At 38.8% G+C, this 18,860-nt stretch carries 15 protein-coding genes; 6 read left to right on the top strand and 9 right to left on the bottom strand.

Translation table 11 applies throughout. The features are described from left to right. Positions 1-2 precede the first annotated feature (2 nt). Together BN1068_RS08015 and rarD are read right to left on the bottom strand one after the other, a co-directional pair. Positions 3-842 carry a PRD domain-containing protein gene (locus BN1068_RS08015; protein WP_077602333.1) on the bottom strand — a complete coding sequence of 280 codons (840 nt, stop codon included), beginning with the start codon at positions 840-842 and terminating at the stop codon, positions 3-5. Positions 843-1,129: 287 nt separating this feature from the next. Beyond that, positions 1,130-2,050 (bottom strand): EamA family transporter RarD, encoded by a 921-nt coding sequence (gene rarD, locus BN1068_RS08010; protein WP_077602332.1) that lies wholly within the window; start codon positions 2,048-2,050, stop codon positions 1,130-1,132. Between the two features lie 239 nt (positions 2,051-2,289). Here rarD and megL point away from each other — a divergent pair, with 239 nt between their 5' ends. From megL to BN1068_RS07995, 3 genes are all read left to right on the top strand, one after another. Then, positions 2,290-3,471 carry a methionine gamma-lyase gene (megL, locus tag BN1068_RS08005; protein ID WP_077602331.1) on the top strand — a complete coding sequence of 394 codons (1,182 nt, stop codon included), beginning with the start codon at positions 2,290-2,292 and terminating at the stop codon, positions 3,469-3,471. A 289-nt stretch (positions 3,472-3,760) separates the two neighbouring features. After that, positions 3,761-5,200, top strand: coding sequence for a cardiolipin synthase (cls, locus tag BN1068_RS08000; protein WP_077602880.1), 1,440 nt, complete (start codon positions 3,761-3,763; stop codon positions 5,198-5,200). A gap of 46 nt (positions 5,201-5,246) precedes the next feature. Continuing rightward, the gene (locus tag BN1068_RS07995) at positions 5,247-5,762 is read left to right on the top strand and encodes an acyl-CoA thioesterase (protein WP_077602330.1); all 516 of its coding nucleotides are present in this window, start codon (positions 5,247-5,249) and stop codon (positions 5,760-5,762) included. 135 nt (positions 5,763-5,897) lie between these two features. Here the strand turns inward: BN1068_RS07995 and BN1068_RS07990 are convergent, their stop codons facing one another. The 4 genes from BN1068_RS07990 to BN1068_RS07975 form a co-directional block, all read right to left on the bottom strand. Further along, on the bottom strand, positions 5,898-6,368 hold the full coding sequence (locus tag BN1068_RS07990; protein ID WP_077602329.1) for a hypothetical protein: 471 nt from the start codon (positions 6,366-6,368) through the stop codon (positions 5,898-5,900). A gap of 240 nt (positions 6,369-6,608) precedes the next feature. Then, positions 6,609-8,090: a PH domain-containing protein gene (locus BN1068_RS07985; RefSeq protein ID WP_254846732.1), complete on the bottom strand. Its 1,482-nt coding sequence runs from the start codon at positions 8,088-8,090 to the stop codon at positions 6,609-6,611. Beyond that, a complete protein-coding gene (locus BN1068_RS07980) occupies positions 8,083-8,565 on the bottom strand; it encodes a PH domain-containing protein (RefSeq protein WP_077602327.1) in 483 nt (160 codons plus the stop codon). The genes BN1068_RS07985 and BN1068_RS07980 overlap by 8 nt, the downstream gene beginning before the upstream one ends. A gap of 943 nt (positions 8,566-9,508) precedes the next feature. Then, positions 9,509-9,841, bottom strand: coding sequence for a winged helix-turn-helix transcriptional regulator (locus BN1068_RS07975; RefSeq protein WP_077602326.1), 333 nt, complete (start codon positions 9,839-9,841; stop codon positions 9,509-9,511). A gap of 480 nt (positions 9,842-10,321) precedes the next feature. Between BN1068_RS07975 and BN1068_RS07970 the strand changes: the two genes are divergently transcribed. After that, on the top strand, positions 10,322-11,560 hold the full coding sequence (locus BN1068_RS07970; RefSeq protein ID WP_077602325.1) for an aminopeptidase: 1,239 nt from the start codon (positions 10,322-10,324) through the stop codon (positions 11,558-11,560). Positions 11,561-11,631: 71 nt separating this feature from the next. Here the strand turns inward: BN1068_RS07970 and recQ are convergent, their stop codons facing one another. Continuing rightward, complete coding sequence (gene recQ / locus BN1068_RS07965; RefSeq protein WP_077602324.1) at positions 11,632-13,785, bottom strand: DNA helicase RecQ; 2,154 nt, start codon at positions 13,783-13,785, stop codon at positions 11,632-11,634. Positions 13,786-14,223: 438 nt separating this feature from the next. Here recQ and BN1068_RS07955 point away from each other — a divergent pair, with 438 nt between their 5' ends. After that, positions 14,224-16,050, top strand: a complete 1,827-nt coding sequence (locus BN1068_RS07955) for a cation:proton antiporter (RefSeq protein ID WP_077602322.1) — start codon at positions 14,224-14,226, stop codon at positions 16,048-16,050. 56 nt (positions 16,051-16,106) lie between these two features. Here the strand turns inward: BN1068_RS07955 and BN1068_RS07950 are convergent, their stop codons facing one another. Both BN1068_RS07950 and BN1068_RS07945 read right to left on the bottom strand, forming a co-directional pair. Beyond that, a complete protein-coding gene (locus tag BN1068_RS07950; protein WP_077602321.1) occupies positions 16,107-16,289 on the bottom strand; it encodes an SE1832 family protein in 183 nt (60 codons plus the stop codon). Between the two features lie 11 nt (positions 16,290-16,300). Further along, the gene (locus BN1068_RS07945; protein WP_077602320.1) at positions 16,301-17,395 is read right to left on the bottom strand and encodes an AI-2E family transporter; all 1,095 of its coding nucleotides are present in this window, start codon (positions 17,393-17,395) and stop codon (positions 16,301-16,303) included. Between the two features lie 425 nt (positions 17,396-17,820). Here BN1068_RS07945 and BN1068_RS07940 point away from each other — a divergent pair, with 425 nt between their 5' ends. Beyond that, the gene (locus BN1068_RS07940; RefSeq protein WP_077602319.1) at positions 17,821-18,636 is read left to right on the top strand and encodes a TerC family protein; all 816 of its coding nucleotides are present in this window, start codon (positions 17,821-17,823) and stop codon (positions 18,634-18,636) included. The last annotated feature ends 224 nt before the right edge of the window (positions 18,637-18,860 follow it).

The raw sequence follows: 18,860 nt of genomic DNA, 5'->3' as shown, positions 1-18,860 counted from the left end.
CATTAATCTCCTTTATCCATGAGTCGAATGATATGGAATGTGAGATAAACCAATTCATCATCGGTTAAGGTCCATTCCATTTCTTCATACAGGTAGTTGGCAATCTTTTTACAGGTATTAAATGCCCGTGGATATTTTTCAGAAACGAGCTTGATAATATCCTTGTTTAATGGGTATTCCGTTCTTTCTTCTGTACTGTAACGCAAAAAGAAATAACGAAGGTGCGTGATAAAACGACTATAGGTTGAACTGGTGTTATCCATTTTTTCGTGAAAATCATATTGGATAATTTCCACAATCCGGCTCATCAGTTTTGTCATCTCCATTGTTTGAGAAACAACTTCCCAATTGTTTCGCACAGTAATAAAATGGAATGTTAAAAAAGAGGTTTCTGAGTCCGGTAAATGAAAGTCATAGTTACATTTAAGAAATTCAATGACTTTTTTTGAAAATAGATATTCTTTAGGGAAAAGCTTGCTGACTTCCCATTGATCCGTAGAGAGCGTATTTTCTTCTTTAGCTCTTAAAATGGCATGATGTAAGTGATCTGCCAGAGTAAGATAATTGATGGAAGAGAAATTAATATCCAGCTCTTTCTTGGCTAGTTGAGCAATATCCATCGTCATTTGATGTTCTTCAAAGGTAATGCTATGCAAAATTTCTTCGAGAGATATCTGATTATCTATTTCTGTTGAGACAAATTTCTTGCGGATATGGTCCTCTTTAACGATGTCGCCATAATGTTTTTGAAAACCTATCCCATTTCCAATGACTATCCATTCGATCTGAGCACTGTCCTTCACCAGCACGACATTATTGTTGTAAGCTTTTAAGAATTTCATGGTAGTAATTGTTCACCTCCTGTATGTATACGCAAAAAAACCCATGCAAAAATGACAGCCAACATGGCCTCATTTTTACATGGGTAATGCCTACTTAAAGTAACAAATCCCGATTATATTTCACAAAAGATATATTTTCTCGAATAGGTACATTAAACCATTAATATTTGGTGAAGTCAACAAGTAAATGTTTTCTTTTTAAGAGGCAGCGGACAGATGAAAAGTCGTATTTTATCACAGTGTAATGTGCTGCAAGGACTACCGCTTCATATTTTATCTGTGTTCAATTAAGCTTTTATATTCTTTTTTTTCCTGGCTCGTGGTGTATCCCGATAAATACTTGCCATATAGATAATAAGAGCTACCCATATAAGCGCAAATGTAATCATATGATGCACAGTAAATGTCTCATTATATAAGAACACACCCAGGAAGAACATAATCGTCGGTGCAACATATTGTAAAAATCCGACCATTGCTAATGGAATCCGTTTGGCTCCCGCCGCAAACAGCAGTAAAGGAACTGCCGTAATAACACCGCCGCCAATTAATAACAGGTTATCCGATGCAAATAATGGAGAGAAAGTAAATGATCCTTCCGATGGAATAAATATTAAATATAACAGGGCAACCGGTGCGACCACCAGTGTTTCAATGGTAAGTCCATACATAGCATGGAGGTTTATTGTTTTTTTTATGAGTCCATAAAAACCAAAGGTCAACGCTAATAACAGAGAAATCCATGGAAACACACCATAGCTTAAAGTTAAATAGAGCACACCAATACCAGCGAGAATAAAGGAAAGAACCTGGCCTTTGGTTGTTTTTTCCTTCAATACAAAGACTGCCAATAAAATACTGATCAAAGGATTGATATAATATCCTAAGCTGGCCTGCAGCACATGCCCATGCTGTACAGAAAAAATAAACAAGAACCAGTTAATAGATATAACAATAGAAGCTGTAATAATAGCAATTGTTTTCTTTCTGTCCTTTTTCAACAGCTGTACCGTTTCTATGAACTGCCGCCAGTTACCTGTAACAAGCACTAAGAAAACCATAAAGACCAGGCTCCATACAATCCGGTGGGCAAGTACTTCACCAGCAGGGACATTATCGAGAAACTTCCAATATATCGGGAATATCCCCCATAATAAATAAGCAACAAAGGTAATAATCGCCCCTTGTTGTAAAGGTTTATTATCCATTTCTTATTCCTACCTTCTGAAAAAATCAAACTAAATCTAATAGTAAAACTTTATCAGCAAGGAATCAATGGCTTTTTTAAATAAGTTATTACGACTTTTTATAATAAGAAGACCGCTGTTCCATAAAGCCGGGCAAATTTCTGAATCTGAAACATTTCCAACAGCACAGGAATACTTTATTATAAATATATAGACTCATCAGAATTTATCATTAATATAAAGGATAGGAGAGAGAATAAATGAGCAAAAAATTTAAGCACATGGAAACAGAAATGATTCATGAGGGGTATGATTCAAAAGAAATGCTCGGCAGCTTAACACCGCCAATTTTTCAAACCTCCACATTTACCTTTGATACTGCAGAACAGGGAGCTGCACGGTTTGCTGGAGAAGAGGAAGGATATGTCTATTCACGAATCGGTAATCCAACTGTGCAGGTGCTGGAGAAAAAGCTGGCAGCGCTTGAAAAGGCAGAGAAAGGGCTGGCATTTGCTTCGGGTATGGCTGCAATTTCGGCAGTTCTAATTGCTCTGACCAAAGCAAATGACCATATTATCTGCTCTTCTGGTTTATATGGCTGCACGTTTGGATTATTATCTATGATGGATGAAAAGTATAATATCCAGACAGACTATGTAGATATGTCCAATGTAAAAAATATAGAAGCTAAAATAAAGCCGGAAACAAAGGTTTTCTATATTGAAACACCCATTAACCCGACAATGGAAGTGATTGATCTGGAACTGGTAATTCATCTTGCAAGGAAACATAATGCCTTTGTCGTAGTCGATAATACATTCTCCACACCGTATTTGCAGCGCCCGATAGAGCTGGGAGCAGATGTTGTTGTGCATAGTGCTACAAAATATTTAAGCGGACATGGAGATGTCATTGCAGGATTAGCAGCAGGAAAAAAAGAATTAATGGAACAAATCGCAGCAACCACACAGAAGGATATTGGCGGTGTGCTGTCACCATTCGATGCCTGGCTGGTAATCCGCGGGTTAAAGACATTACCGCTTCGAATGGATAGGCACTCTGATAATGCCTTACAAATTACAGAAAAGCTGAAACAGCATCCAAAGGTGAAACAGGTATTTTATCCGGGAGACCCGGATGCTGCAGGGTATTCTGTTATGAGGAAGCAAATGAAATCCGGCGGAGGAACACTTTCTTTTGAAATAGATGGAGAAAAGGAAGAAGCACAGGGCTTTCTTAATAACCTGCAATTTATCAGCATAGCAGTAAGTCTGGGGGATACAGAAACATTGATTCAGCATCCGGCAACCATGACACATGCGGTAATCCCTGATAAACGCCGCCGGGAAATGGGAATCACAGACTCTTTAATACGATTATCTGTTGGAATAGAAGCCTGGCAGGATATTTGGGAGGATCTGGAGCAGGCTTTGGATCGCTAAAAATAATTTATTTGTTTTTGAATATCCTCTTTTAGGGAATAGTGAACAAAAGAGGAACTGCCCGAAAATCTCCCGTCTCAGAATAAAGAAGAAAAGACTTCTATTCAGGCGGGAGACCACGGACGATTACATCCCTGTTTCGGACTGACAGTATTTTGAATGAGAAGTGTCATCGAAGTCTGATGAAGCGGGAGAAATGCAGGGACTTTCACTGAAGGAAGTTCCATTTTGTGCTATTATAAGAGCAGAACTCCCTTTTGTTGGAGAAGAAGTGATAGGAGCAGGATATATGGGCGTTTATTCAATAGTTATTGGATTACTTTTTATTATAAATATTGCATTAGCTATTTCCATTATTTTTTTGGAACGGAAAGATCCGACTTCTTCCTGGGCATGGGTAATGGTACTATTGTTTATTCCTGTTTTAGGATTTATTCTTTATTTAATTTTTGGACGGCCTATCAGCAATCGCCGTATATTCAAATGGGACCAGCGGAGCCGGATGGATGTGAAGAAGGCTGTACAAAAACAAATTAATGCCATTGAGGATGACACTTTCCAATTAAATCATGCAGACTTAAAAAATCATCAGGATTTAGTCTATCTTCATCTCCGTAATGCTAACGCTGTTTATACAGAAAACAATGGAGTAGATATATTTACAGACGGCCATGAAAAATTTGAGGCCCTCTTAGAAGATATCAGCCGGGCCAAGCATCATGTTCATGTGCAATATTATATTATGCGGAGTGACGGGCTTGGAAACAGACTTGCTAATGCCTTGATTAGAAAAGCAAAAGAAGGCGTATGTGTCAGACTCTTATATGACGATATGGGTTCCAGATCACTCAGGAAAAGCTACATAAAGAAATTGAAGGAAGCGGGCGTTCTTGTTGAAGCATTCTTCCCATCCAAATTTATAATTAATTTTAAAATTAATTATCGGAATCACCGAAAATTAACTATTATTGATGGGGAGGTCGGATATATTGGCGGCTTTAATGTCGGGGATGAATATTTAGGTTTAAAAAAGAAATTCGGGTATTGGCGTGATACGCATCTGCGGATCATTGGAGATGCTGTTCAAAGCATGCAAACCCGTTTTGTATTAGACTGGAACCAGGCCTCCAAGCAAAGAATTTCCTATGAAGAAGAACATTTCCAAACCATCTCTGGAGGCAATACAGGCATGCAGATTGTTTCAAGCGGCCCGGATTCGGAGTATGAGCAAATTAAAAATGGATATATTAAAATGATTATGGAAGCAGAAGAGTATATCTATATCCAGACGCCTTATTTTATCCCGGATGAGAGTCTGCGTGATGCAATTCGTATCGCTGTGTTGTCCGGAGTGGATGTGAAGATCATGATTCCAAATAAGCCCGATCATCCCTTTGTCTACTGGGCGACCATGTACTATTGTGGAGATTTGCTTGGTGCCGGCGCAGAGATTTTTATTTACCAGAATGGATTTTTACATTCCAAAACAGTGATTGTTGATGGGAAGATAGCTACTGTCGGTACGGCAAATATTGATGTGAGAAGCTTCCGTCTCAATTTTGAAGTCAATGCCTTCTTATACGATATTGAAGTTGTCAAACGGTTGATTGTCGAGTTCGATAAAGATTTAAGGCATTCTACACAAATGACGAAAAAGTTATATGATAAACGTTCTATCGGAATTCGTTTTAAAGAATCCGTCTCACGTTTGATTTCACCAGTTTTATAAAAAAGAAAAAACAGATAAAATAGCATAATAGCAGGAGGAAATAAAAATGAATGCAAAACCTTGTTCCGCATCACTGGCTTTAAAAACAACACATGTACTTCCCCCGGATACGAATCAATATGGAACTTTATTTGGCGGGAAATTAATGGCGCACCTTGATGATATTGCTGCGATTGCAGCAGTAAAGCATGCGAATAATCCTGTCGTAACAGCATCTACGGATTCTGTGGATTTTCTGGCGCCTGTAAGAGTCGGGCAATATATTTCGATAGAAGCCTTTGTAACCTGGACACGCCATACGTCCATGGAGGTCTTTATCCGGGCGATTACAGAGGATATACGGTCCGGTACGAGAACTGCGTGCACAACTGCATTTATGACGTTTGTTGCGATTGACGAAAACGGCAGACCAGTAGAAGTGCCACCTGTCTATCCAGAAACAGATGACGAAAAAATGCTTCATGAAAGTGCTCCGCTTCGTGCCAATCGCCGTGCAGAGCGGAGAAAGCAGTCTAAGCAGCTGGCTGAAACTTTTGGAACAGTCTATCGGACAGAAAAATAAGAATTAAAATGAAAAAACCAGTTAAAATCGAAACAGTCGATTTTAACTGGTTTTTTAGGCAGATAAGGAAGTATAAAACGAAACTTCATTCAGTGGGAGTTTTTGACGCACAAATGTTTCCAGTGGAGCGAGTAATCATAGTCCCATTCCCAGCCAAAACGGCAGATAAATGCGTGAAAAATCCAAAATGACTCTTTTCATGAATAACTCTTCCCAAACGGGGACAAATATACCAGTTGCTATTATAAACAAGATGATAATCGGTATAGAAGTGATCTGTACGATTTCTACCTCATAATCCTGACTGTTGACAGGAAGATATGAAACTGCCCCTGACGAAACAACTACGAGTATATAACCCACAAAGACATAAATATAATTCTTTATACTTCGAAAAAAATCAAATGTCAGTTTCTCAGAAAAGAAAGCACGGTTTTGTTTTAATGATAAGAATATAATGATAAAGAAAAAACCGAGGATGACTGAATCCCCAATATAATCGAGGATAATAGAATCAAATAAATCTTGAAAAATAATAAATAGGAAAAGAATGATAGCGAATAGCGAAGTGCAAAAAATAAGATTCCGCTTTTGTTTTTTTCCCATAGGCAGCTTCATCCCTTTCAATCTTATTACTTTCAATTATTTTATTATTTAGCTTTTCAACAAACGTTTCCGCTGAAGAAAGCAGTCAGAATACTTATGAATATAAAAACTCTGATTAAATGATTTTACGCTATATTTAATCAGAGTTTTTATAATGCCATAGTTAGATGAAAGATTCTTTTTTTTATATCACCTTTCACCAAGTACCATTAATGGGTCACATCTCTCCCATTCCGCTTTCTAATGGTTTATGTCAGAGGAAGTTTTCTCCTGATAGGAATACCAGTCGGCAATGTAATAGCTGTCCGTTGTACGAAGCTCCTTGATCACAAAATGCCGGCCACTGCCTTTATTTAAAATAGCCATATCAAGCGTAGCCAGGGACTGCTTTCGGTGAAGCAGATGCTGTTTTTGCTGTAAAGCTTGGATTCTGCGATGTGGAATAATAGCAGTATCCTTGCTGACGATACGTGTCTGAACGGTTATCTGTTGATCATCAATAGCAGAGCCGATCGATTGGAACACCGCAAAGCCCATAATCCCAAAGACCAGCATGATAATAACAGGTATCCAAATATAGGATGAAAAGAAGATTCCCACGATAATAACAGCCAGTAATGGAATATTGATAGAGCGCCATAAATAGTAAGGCAATGCTTTTTTTGGCGGATGCATCAAATTCTCCGTGTTGTAGCTGTACTCCGGTAAAAATTCAGATAAAAAAGATGCAAACTCTTTTTTACGAAGTAACGGAAAAATAACCGTATTCACTTCCTGGTTATTATCTGTGTTTGCGCTGGCAATCTCAACATAAATTCTTGCAAAACCGAATAGCTGATGAAGAGGGGTTTCTTTTATTCCGACAGCTTGTATTCGTTTCAGCGGAATCGTTGTTTGTTTCTTTTCTAACAAGCCCCGTGTAATAAACAGTTCTTTTTCATAACGTGTAATGGTGAATTTCCAATCTTTAATCACTGTATAGAGAATGCTCAATACCCATAAAAATAAAATAACGATGATTGCAAAAATAATCATAATTTGCATACCGAGTGACAGAGCCAGGCGCACGGCATCATTATAAAACTGATCAGGGATCACTGCTTCCACTTGAGAGAAGGCAGCACCGAATAATCCAATTAAAATCCCAAAGCTTGCTGAAGTGGACCCGGTAATAATTAGTGCTTTAAGCGTAATGGTTCTCTTAGGAAGACTGGACTCATCTGATTTTTTCTGTTCTATATCAGCTTCTTCCAGTGCCTCTGGAGATGCTGTTCCTGAAATGCTTTTTTTATATTTTAACTCATCATGGAGCATGCGCCCGTCTTCCATACTGACAGCAGATAATACGGCATCCGTAGAGGAATCATTCCCTGCTGTTTCAATAGCGACCTTTGTCAAACCGAAGATTCGATGAATAACATTCTGTGATAGATCGATAGATTGAATGCGATGTTTGGATATAGTACGCTTTTTACGGACGATAATGCCCCGTTCAATCCGTAATTGGTCTTCCTCTAATTGATAGGTGAAACGAAACCACGATAAAACACTGGATAAAATAATTAATACAATAATAGCCGCTGCACCAATCATCAGGTAAAACGAAGCGCCATTACTGATGACAATAATGGCAATTGGCAAAATACCAAGAATGGATTGTTTCAAGGCTTGGATAATATCAAATAGGATTGCAGCAGGATGCAGTCGTTTCGGATTAGACATCATCTTGTTCCACCCTTGCTAATTCAGAAATTTGATCACGTAAATTGGATGCTTCCTCATCTGATAAAGCAGGTATCTGATGGGTAGTTGCTGCAGTTGATATTTCCAAAGTTGCCAATTTATATTTCTTCAGAATAGGACCTTGCTGTGTATCAACATGCTGGACACGAATCATAGGTACAATCGTCCGGGTTACAATAAGTATTCCATGCTGTATATATATTTCCTGATCATAAACCTGATAACGCCATCTGCGCCATCTCAGCTTAGGAATAATCCATGCTGTAATAATCCATTCCACAATAGTAAGACCAGCTATGATGAAAATAATCCAGAATGGCAGAAAATCGAAAATAATATAAACAGCGATGGCTCCGATTGTGATTAATAAAAAGATAAGAGCATATATGTGTGCTGTAAGCTGCCATGCTTTGATAGCATCTGTGGCAATTTTTATATTAGGCTGTTCCCGCATGCGTTTGCACTCCTTGTTTTCAGACTGGTTCCATCATACTACAAATGGAAGAAGCTTCAAAAAGATTTAAAAAAATCCAAATTTCGCACCTTAAAAAATAACTTGTTTATCATAAAGACTGGTGTTAATCGTTCCTTCCATCTATCTGTTGACAAAGATAGAAGGTAAAGTGTAAAGCGACCGCTACGGCGGACCGTTTTGCTTTCGACGTACAGGACGTACTAATACAGGCGTTGCAACAACTCTTTTCGATGGGGTGAGTAATCGCAACCCCAGGACGTTGCGACTTTAGCCTGCCTAGGGGCACGCTCTTCAGCTAACTTTTGCCAAGAAGATCACTTGGCAAAAGTGGATCTTCAGATGGTGCTAATCCCTGTCCAGCTGCAAGCGTCAAAAACTAGACAACTTCCCGAAAGCGCCCTACGATAAAGAAGACTTAGCGATTGGCAAGCCGTCAGGCGCAGACAGAGCTAAAGTCGCGCTTATGCCCCGCGGGTGAAAGTCATCATCCATTCGTAAACTCATGGTGATTCCTTTATCTCAGTTGCTTCGGTCCAGTTGTTACGTTTTTAAACGACGCTTTCCGCTTTCCTCACAGGAGTCAAAACGGTCCGCCTCCGCTAGCAGGATATTCTATACTGAAATAACTGAACAAATAAAAGGCAGATTTGACAGAACGAATTTTCGTGTTGCATGGTAAAACATGCTTAGCAATCCTTATTTTTGGTGCATGAAAGCTATTCTCGATATGAATTATTCATGCTGTCATGATTTGAACTGTTAAAAACCATTTGAAACACCAGCATGATTGTTTATTTAGACTAAAAAACGATGAGTTAACTAAAAGCAAGCATGTTAATAGAGACCATGAACATCCTGGAACAGCAAGGTTTATATGTTTATGCTTAGGTGCGAAAGTTGAGGTTTGATATTAAGAAAAGGTTTATTTTCCCTCTTCACTTGCTAAATCATCTGCTGAAATGTACTCTTCCGCCCAGCGCTGAATATCTTTAATCACAGGCTCAAGTGCTTTTCCTTTTTCTGATAATGTATATTCAATACGAACTGGAAATTCCGAATATATATTCCGCTCGACAATTCCTTCTTTTTCCAGTAATTTTAAACGATCTGAAAGTAAGCGGCCGCTGATAGGGAGATCTGCTTCCATCTCTGAAAAACGTTTTGCCCCTTTTAATAATTCAAATAAAATAAGCCCGACCCAGCGGGTACTCAATAAGACCATTGCTTTTTCAAAACGTGGACATAATTGATTCATTTTTCCACCTCCATAGAACCATTTTGTATCTGAAATGTATGTGATATCTTCATTAGTTACGAAAAGTAATCATAATATAGGGTATCATAAATGGGGATACTAGTAAATGAAAGCTGCAATGACAAGGATAATAGAGCTAATTAAAGAGACGTTCAAAAAGTGGTATATAAGTTGATTCTTGCTCGTATTATTTGCTAAAAACTAGGTTTGATCCATTCGTGTGAATCTCCCGATTCACACGCCTTTCAGCTTTGCTGAAAGGTAGCAGTATGATGATATAACAAGGAAATAAATTCATTTATTTCCTTGTTATATCATCATACTGCGTAAATGAATCAGGAGCACATACTAGCACTTAGGGATTTTTTGAACACGCTCTTAAAAGGAAATATTTTTTGGAAATATTTAAGGGAATATGGAATAATAAAAAGGTATTCAAAAATAAGAGATTTAAATATGTGCATATGGAGGTATAGAATTATGGTTCAAGTACAGGTACAGGAAAAGTATGCAGAGTTAACTTTGAAAAAGGGTGTTAACCTGCAAAAAGGACAGGCAGTCATGATCAATGCACCGATTGAAGGGGCTGAATTTACACGGATTGTAGCTCGTAAAGCGTATGAAATGGGCGCAAAGGACGTACATATTAACTGGGTTGACGATGAACTCACCCTGTTAAAATATGAGAATGCGCCAGATGAGGTTATTGCGGACTATCCGGAATGGAAAGTGAAATTGCATGATACATTTGCAGAGGATGGAGCAGCAGTTGTAAATATCCGTTCCACGAATCCGGATCTATTAAAGGATATTGATCCGTCACGCGTAGCAAAAGCAAATAAAGCAGCTGCAGAAGCGATGGTGAATTTCCGGAAATATACGATGAATGACCGTATTCCTTGGACTATCATCTCTATCCCGTCAAAGGATTGGGCGAAAAAAATCTTCCCTGATAAATCAGCAGATGAAGCTGTTGCCAGTCTTTGGGATGCTATTTTGAAGATTGTCCGTGTGGACCAGGATGATCCGGTTGCAGCATGGGATAAGCATAATGAAACATTGAGAACAGCCAGAGAAGTGTTAAATAAGAAAAACTACAAAAAATTAATTTTTAAAGCACCTGGTACAGATTTAGAACTGGAATTGCCGGAGGGGCATATTTGGAAAGGCGGATCTGCTGAAGCGGAGACAGGCGTTACCTTTAACCCGAATATGCCGACGGAAGAGGTTTTCTCCGTGCCGCATAAATATGGTATTAACGGGACGGTGTCGAGTACCAAACCGTTAAACTATGGTGGAAGCTTAATTGATAATTTCTCTTTAACCTTTAAGGATGGAAAAGTAGTTGATTTCGAGGCAGAACAGGGGGAAGAAGTCTTGAAGCATCTGCTGGATTCTGATGAAGGTGCACGCCGTCTGGGAGAGATTGCACTTGTACCGGATGAGTCACCAGTATCGCAATCCGGGCTTATTTTCTACAACACTCTATTTGATGAAAATGCATCCTGTCATATTGCATTAGGTAAAGCTTATCCGACGAATCTGAAGGGCGGATCTGCTATGGATTTAGATGAGCTGGACAAGCATGGCGTAAATGACAGCCTTGTTCATGTCGATTTTATGATTGGGTCTGATAAAATGGATATTGACGGTATTACAGCAGATGGTAAATCAGAGCCGGTATTCCGTAATGGAACCTGGGCATTGGATATTAAGTAAACAATTAAGAAAATGCAGCTGGACTTATTTAAGTCCAGCTGCATTTTCTTAAGGCATGAATTATTCTTTTATTATGAGCTTTCTTTAACCATAAATTTATCATTCTTCACAAGTACAGCTTTAATTTTTCGATACGTATAGTCTTGAGGTAAAGACTCTTTCAGTTCTTTCAATCCAGTCGCATCTATTTCCTCATGCTTAGATAAAACGGTATCCTCTTCTTCAGAATTAAAAAATAGGTTCCAGTTAAGTGTATACCCTTTTTGAAAAGCTTGAAAAATATGGGATTCTATCGTCTGTTCCTTTAATTCCCGGATAGCTGCAATTTCCCGAATCGTTTTGCCTTTTTGCAGAAGCTCATATGATTTTTGATAAGATGGACGGTCGTCCCCATCTTTGGCTTTGGCTGCTTTTTGATAATGAATAGCTGTCGGTGCTTTATAATCGGGATTTTTTTCTTTCCAATCCGAAATAGCTTCCAGAAAATTTTCTCCGTATAGTTCGTATTTCTTTTGTCCTACCCCTTTTAACCGTAAGAATTCATCTTTATCTTCAGGAAGGTAGCGGGCCATTTCTTTTAATGTCATATCTGAAAATAAAACATAAGGAGGCAGCTCCAGCTCTTGCGACATGGATCTTCTAAGCTGACGCAATGCTTCAAATAGATCTGTATTATAATCTGCCTTTTCAACAGTTGGGACATCCTGAATAAACATCGTAACATTTTCTTTGCCGGTAAGGATATCCATTGACTTTTGATTTAATTTTAAGATAGGAAACTGTCCTTCCTCTGCTGCTAAACATTCTTCAGCAAGCAAAAAGTGAATCCTTTCTGTAATTTCCTTTTCCGTATATTTCGATAGGATGCCATAAGTAGTTAATTTTGTTAAACCGAATTGAATCAGCTTCTTATCCTTCGATCCTTTTAGGACTTTGGCTGTCAACCCAACACCAAAACGTTCGCGCATGCGTTTAACACAGGATAAAATCATTTGTGCTTCTTCGGTGATATCCTCTAATTCACCCTGCTGCAAACAATTGCTGCAGCGTCCGCAGGCCGCAGTAGCAGAGCCCATCTGGAAATAGTTGAGAATATAGCTGTTTAAACAGCTCTGTGTACGGCAATAATTAACCATTTTATTCAATTTTTGATATTCGCGCTGCATGCCTTCTTCGTCCATCTCTGATTTTTCAATTAAGAACTTTTGCGTATGAATATCCTGAGGAGAGAATAATAAAACACAATTACTCGGTTCGCCATCCCGACCGGCTCTTCCAGCTTCCTGATAGTAGGATTCCATGTTCATCGGGATAGCATAATGAATAATAAAACGAACATTTGACTTATCAATGCCCATTCCAAATGCCGTAGTGGCAACCATTAATTCGGTTTGATCAAAAATAAAGGCTGTTTGTGCAGCCTGTCTTTCCTGTTCAGATAACCCGCCGTGGTATTTAGAAACAGCATAGCCTTTCTCTCTCAGGACATCATAAACATATTCAACCTGTTTTCTCGTAGCTGCATAGATGATCCCTACTTCTCCCTGATGCTTTTTTAGATAGGAAAGAATATAGTCTATTTTATTTACTCCTTTTTCAATAAAAAAGGAAAGATTCTTTCTCTCAAAGCCGGTATGCACTGTATTTGCAGAAGCTATGTGTAAAAGACTCTGAATATCTTCAATAACCTCGGGTGTAGCAGTAGCGGTAAGTCCCATAATAATAGGGCTGCCGCCAATCTCCTGAAGAACAGGAACAATGGAACGGTAGCTCGGACGAAAATCATGTCCCCATTGGGAAATACAATGTGCCTCATCAAAAGCAATTAATGAAAGCTTAGTTTGCTGCAGTGCATGAATAAAAGACCCAGATTCAAACCGTTCAGGAGCAACATAAACAAATTGATAACGGTTTTGCTGCATCGCAATTAAGCGCTGATGCTGTTCAGCGGAGGAAATAGAACTGTTAATATAAGTAGCCGCCACGCCCAATGCATGTAAACCGTCTACCTGGTCCTTCATCAGTGAAATAAGCGGTGAAATAATAATTGCTGTTCCGTTCATAGCGAGCCCGGGTACTTGATAGCAGAGTGATTTTCCACCGCCGGTCGGCATTACTGCAAGGGTGTTTTTACCTTGATCGATATTATTAATAACCTCAGCCTGTCCAGGACGGAAACTGGTATAGCCAAAGTAATTCTGTAAAATATTTAGATGCTTTTCCATAGATAAATCTCCCTTTTAGAGGTTGGTTTGGGCCGGAGATTACTCGTCCCGTAAAAAAATGTCATGTGAATTGCCTGTATGTATTAGAATAACGTAAATGTCATGTTTACTTTCTGTCCGTGAAAGCTATTCCCGATATTTTCTACCTTCTATCCTAGAACGTTTTGATAGGAAAGTAAAGTGATGAAAAATCGAAAATGACAGCTGGAAATGCAGTTAAAAAGCAAATATTACTCAGGGAAATGTATTTTTTTCATCATAAAACTTCATATGAATTTACTTTTTCTTATTTCATCTATAAAATAAAACTTCCTTCAGTGAGAGTTTTTTTAGCTTCTTTCATTGAACGGTTTGGGGCAGTGGCTACACTCCAAAATTCATTAAGCCCATTGCAGCGTGATAAAACACGCTATATCTTTTTAAAAAGGAGGGGAATATATGGTTCCTTCTTTGCTATTTGAGCTAATGTTAATTTGTATATTAGGCGTTGCTTCTCAATGGGTTGCATGGCGCTTTCGTATGCCGGCTATTGTTGTCATGGCGGCTACAGGACTGCTGATTGGACCTGTTTTTGGTTTCATTAATCCGGAACAGGATTTCGGAGACCTGTATAGTCCGCTGATCTCTGTGGCTGTAGCAATTATATTATTTGAAGGAAGCTTAAACTTAAGCTTTCAAGAGTTACGTGGAGTAGGAAGACCTATTTTTCGGATATCTACAGTAGGAGCCTTTATTGCCTGGATTTTAGGGTCGTTAACGGCTCATTATATCGCCGGTCTATCCTGGGCGGTAGCCTTTGTTATCGGTGGTTTATTTGTGGTAACAGGCCCAACAGTAATTATGCCGCTTTTACGCCAGGCAAAGCTAAAAGCGCGCCCTGCGAAGATTTTGAAATGGGAAGGAATTATTGTCGATCCTATTGGAGCCTTGCTTGCTGTTTTTGCATTTGAAATTATAACTTTTATGACGGCATCTAACCCGGAAGCAAGCCAGATTATATTTTTCTTTGCCGGATCTCTTTTTGCCATCTTCCTGGGCTGGATATTGGGTCGCGGACTTGGCTGGATGTTCGAGATGGGGCATGTACCAGAATTTCTGAAATCACCGATGGTTGTCGTTGTTGTCCTGTTCTGTTTTACAATAGCAGATGTTATTATGCATGAAACAGGTCTCTTATCTGTGACGGCAATGGGAATCACCTTAGCCAACATGGGAATCCGCTCTGTATCGGATATGCGACATTTTAAGGAAAATATTTCTGTGCTTTTGATTTCAACTATTTTTGTGATGCTGACAGCATCTCTTGATGTGGCAACAATTACTCAGATTTTTAATCCGCATATTATCGGCTATGTATTGCTGATGATGTTTGCAGTCAGGCCATTGTCTATTTTTTTGTCAACGATTGGAACAGGGCTCAGCTTAAATGAAAAAGTACTGATTGGCTGGATTGCACCGAGGGGAATTGTGGCGTTAACAGTATCCGGTTATTTTGCTGGTGTATTAACAGATGCCGGCTATGAGGATGCTTCCATCCTGACAGCATTGACTTTTGCTCTTGTTATTTTTACAGTCATAGCGCATGGATTTTCCATCGGCTGGCTGTCGAAAAAGCTGAATCTGTCGAATAAAGGAAATCCCGGAGCGCTGATTGTCGGAAGTAATCCGTTTACTGTTCAATTAGCTAAATCATTAAAAGAGGCAAATTATCCTTCTATTCTTGTTGATTCGTCATGGGAAAACCTGTCCCTGGCAAGAAAAGAAGGTCTGGAAAGCTATCATGGAAGTATGCTGTCTGAACAGACAGAGCATCATCTGGATACGATTCCATATGAGTATTTATTAACGTTAACTCATGATAAATCGTATAATTCGCTTCTTTGTACGACCTTTCTTCCGGAATACGGAAGAACAAATGTGTTTAAGGTCAGTCCATATACAACGTTTAAGGATAATGGATATTCTACAGGTATTGTATCACAGGTTGGCGGCCGTATATTATTTGATAAGAAATTCTCTCTGGAGGATTTAATTGATAAAGCGGAGAATGGCTTTACTGTCCGGCAGACGACGCTCACCGATAAATTCACGTTTGAAAACTATAAACAGACAAAAGACCCGGAGACAGTCTATTTATTCTTAATCAAACCTTCCGGACAGCTGAAGTTTTTCTCTGAAGAAATGCGTACAATACCCGCTTCCGGAGATAAAATTGTCAGCTTAACCAAAGGAAAAGAAGCAGAGAAACATCCTGCTCAAAGCTAAGATGCAGATAATAACAGAAGCTGACTCATTCATGACGAGTCAGCTTCTTTACTTTATCAGTTAAATTGCTCCAGTTCTTTTCTGACCGCAGCAATTTCGCCTTCTAAACGGACTAATTGCTCTTCAGCAGAAGAGACCCGTCCTTTGACAAATTCGAGCTTATCTAAATCCCCCTGAATACGGGCATAATCAGATTTCAATTCATCTAACTGCTGTTCCAGTTTTGCTTTGGTTGTCAAGAAAACCCCTCCTAAATTAATGCATCATCCTTATTTTTTCTGGAATTTACAAAGGTTTGATAAAAATGAATTACAATGGTCCGGATTACTGCGTATACAGGGATAGCGAACAGAATTCCTAAAAATCCGGCAATACTCCCGGCTGCCAGAATCACCGTAATAACAGTTAATGGATGCAAACTTAGTGTCTGCCCCATAACATTTGGAGTAATAAAGGTACTTTCAAGCTGCTGGGCAACAAGCATAATAATAGCTACCCAGATTAAATTATACGGATCCTGGAACCCGCCGACTAACAAGGCAGGAATAACAGCAATATAAGGTCCCAGAAATGGAATAACATTCATCATCATACCGAATAATGCCAGCACAACAGCATATTCTAAACCAATAATTAAATAGCCGATTAATAATAAAACACCGACGGCAAAACTGACCAGCAGCTGTCCCTGGATAAATGCGGACAATACTCTATCAATTTTACTTAAAAGCTGATGCAGATTATCAGCTTTCTTTTTGCTGAAAAATTGCAGAATAAATGGAACAAGCTTTTCTCCATCTTTTAACATGAAAAAGAGGAAAAATGGAACCAGAACAATACCTGCAATAATGCTTACCAGCTGGCCGATGAAGCTTCCCAGAAAACCAAAAACATTATTCAATACATTTTCAATATGCCCTGGAATATCGTTGGCAAAATTATTGATAGCATCGATTACCTGGTCAGGAACTAAAGCAATATTATCCTGCCAATAATTAATCCATCCTTCCACCATCTGAACCATTCCGGGAATACTCTCCATTAAACGGTCAAACTGATCACGGGCAATTGGCCAGATAAATACGATAAACAGTGTAATTGCCCCGATGATAACCAGAAATACAATAATAATGGCTAAGATTCGCGGTACTTTATATTTGACGAGCAGATTCATCAGCGGTCTGGTTAAATAATAAAGAATACCTGCGCCGATAATTGGAAGAGCTACAGCACCAATTAACTGCAAGACTGGTGTAAAGATAAAATGTGTTATGGAGATTAAAAAAATTAGTGAAAATAAACAGATAAAAAAGATAAAAAATTGAAACCAGCGTTTCTGCGTCATTGAATCACACTACTTTCTTTCTATGTTATGCTATATTTTATTTTACATTAACCGAATTGAGAAAGCCATAAACATCTGCGGGAGATTTCAGAGGATATATGCAAACTGAATAATATATCTTTAATAAGTTAGTGTAAAAGTTATTGACAAAGAACATAAAAAAGGTTTTAATAAAGTATACTTAAAAATGGCGAAAAGGACATGCAAAAATTTGCAATAGTCATCAAACGTTATCATAAAATTTTTAGTGAACATTTATTCCTAAAGGGGAGTAGCTGTACACGTAAAGTCGTCATTACGGGATAATTATCCCCGGCTTTATGTGGCAACCAGAAAAGTTGTTAGCGAGACCTTTACCGATTGCAGGTAAAGGTCTCTTTTTATGACCTTTTCTGCAAAATACATGTAGAAAAGGAGAATACATCATGGGAACAGAATTACTGCTCGAGTATTTATGGGTCTTGCTGGTTTTAGTTGCATTAGAAGGCTTATTGGCAGCAGATAATGCACTTGTTTTAGCCATTATGGTAAGACATCTGCCGGAAGAACAGAGAAAGAAAGCATTATTTTATGGATTGGCAGGAGCATTTGTCATGCGTTTTGCATCCTTATTTGTTATTTCATTCCTGGTCGATTTCTGGCTGGTGCAGGCATTAGGGGCCGCATATCTTTTATTTATATCAGGAAAGAACTTATATGACAGGTTTAAGAAGAAGGAACCGGACGACTCAGAAGCGCCGGAGAAAAAGAAAGCTGGTGCTGCTGTAGATCCAGAGTCAGGGCAGGTATCTAAAAAAGAATTCTGGAAGACCGTTGTGAAGGTAGAGTTCGCGGATTTAGCCTTTGCTGTAGATTCTATTTTAGCAGCTGTTGCTTTGGCAGTAGCATTGCCTCCGACTACTTTTGGTCATGTCGGCAGTCTGGATACCGGCCAGTTTGCAGTTGTATTTGCAGGCGGTATGATTGGTTTAATTATTATGCGTTTCGCCGCCAACATATTTGTAGGACTCCTGCATAAACGGCCGACATTAGAAGTAGCCGCATTTTTAATTGTAGGGTGGGTCGGAGTGAAGCTGGCTGTTATTGTATTAGCAAATCCAGATTTAGCAGTACTTCCTGAGCACTTCCCACACTCAACAATATGGAAAGCTTCCTTCTATATCGTTCTTGTAGGAATTGCAGTTGCCGGTTGGTTTGCATCCAGTCCGAAATTGAAAAGAGATAAAGAACAAGCGAGGTAAAGCTTAAACCGGATTGTTATTGACCGTTTATCTGAATCAAATTATTGTATTCTCTTTGTATTCAGCAGTAGAAATTACAAACACTCATGCTTTATTAGAAGTGAGCCGTGCTGACCTGTAAAATGGTTTAGCGCGGTTTTTAATTCCATACTTGAAAATTGTATTTTTTGTAAAAAACTTTACTATACGGCATAATAATGGGAAAGAGGAATAAAGTGAGGAGT

The organism is Oceanobacillus sojae (assembly GCF_900162665.1).
In the GTDB taxonomy this organism is placed as follows: Bacteria; Bacillota; Bacilli; order Bacillales; family Amphibacillaceae; genus Oceanobacillus; species Oceanobacillus sojae_A.
The sequence above is the reverse complement of the archived record's forward strand: the minus strand, read 5'-3'. Positions and strand labels throughout refer to the sequence as shown.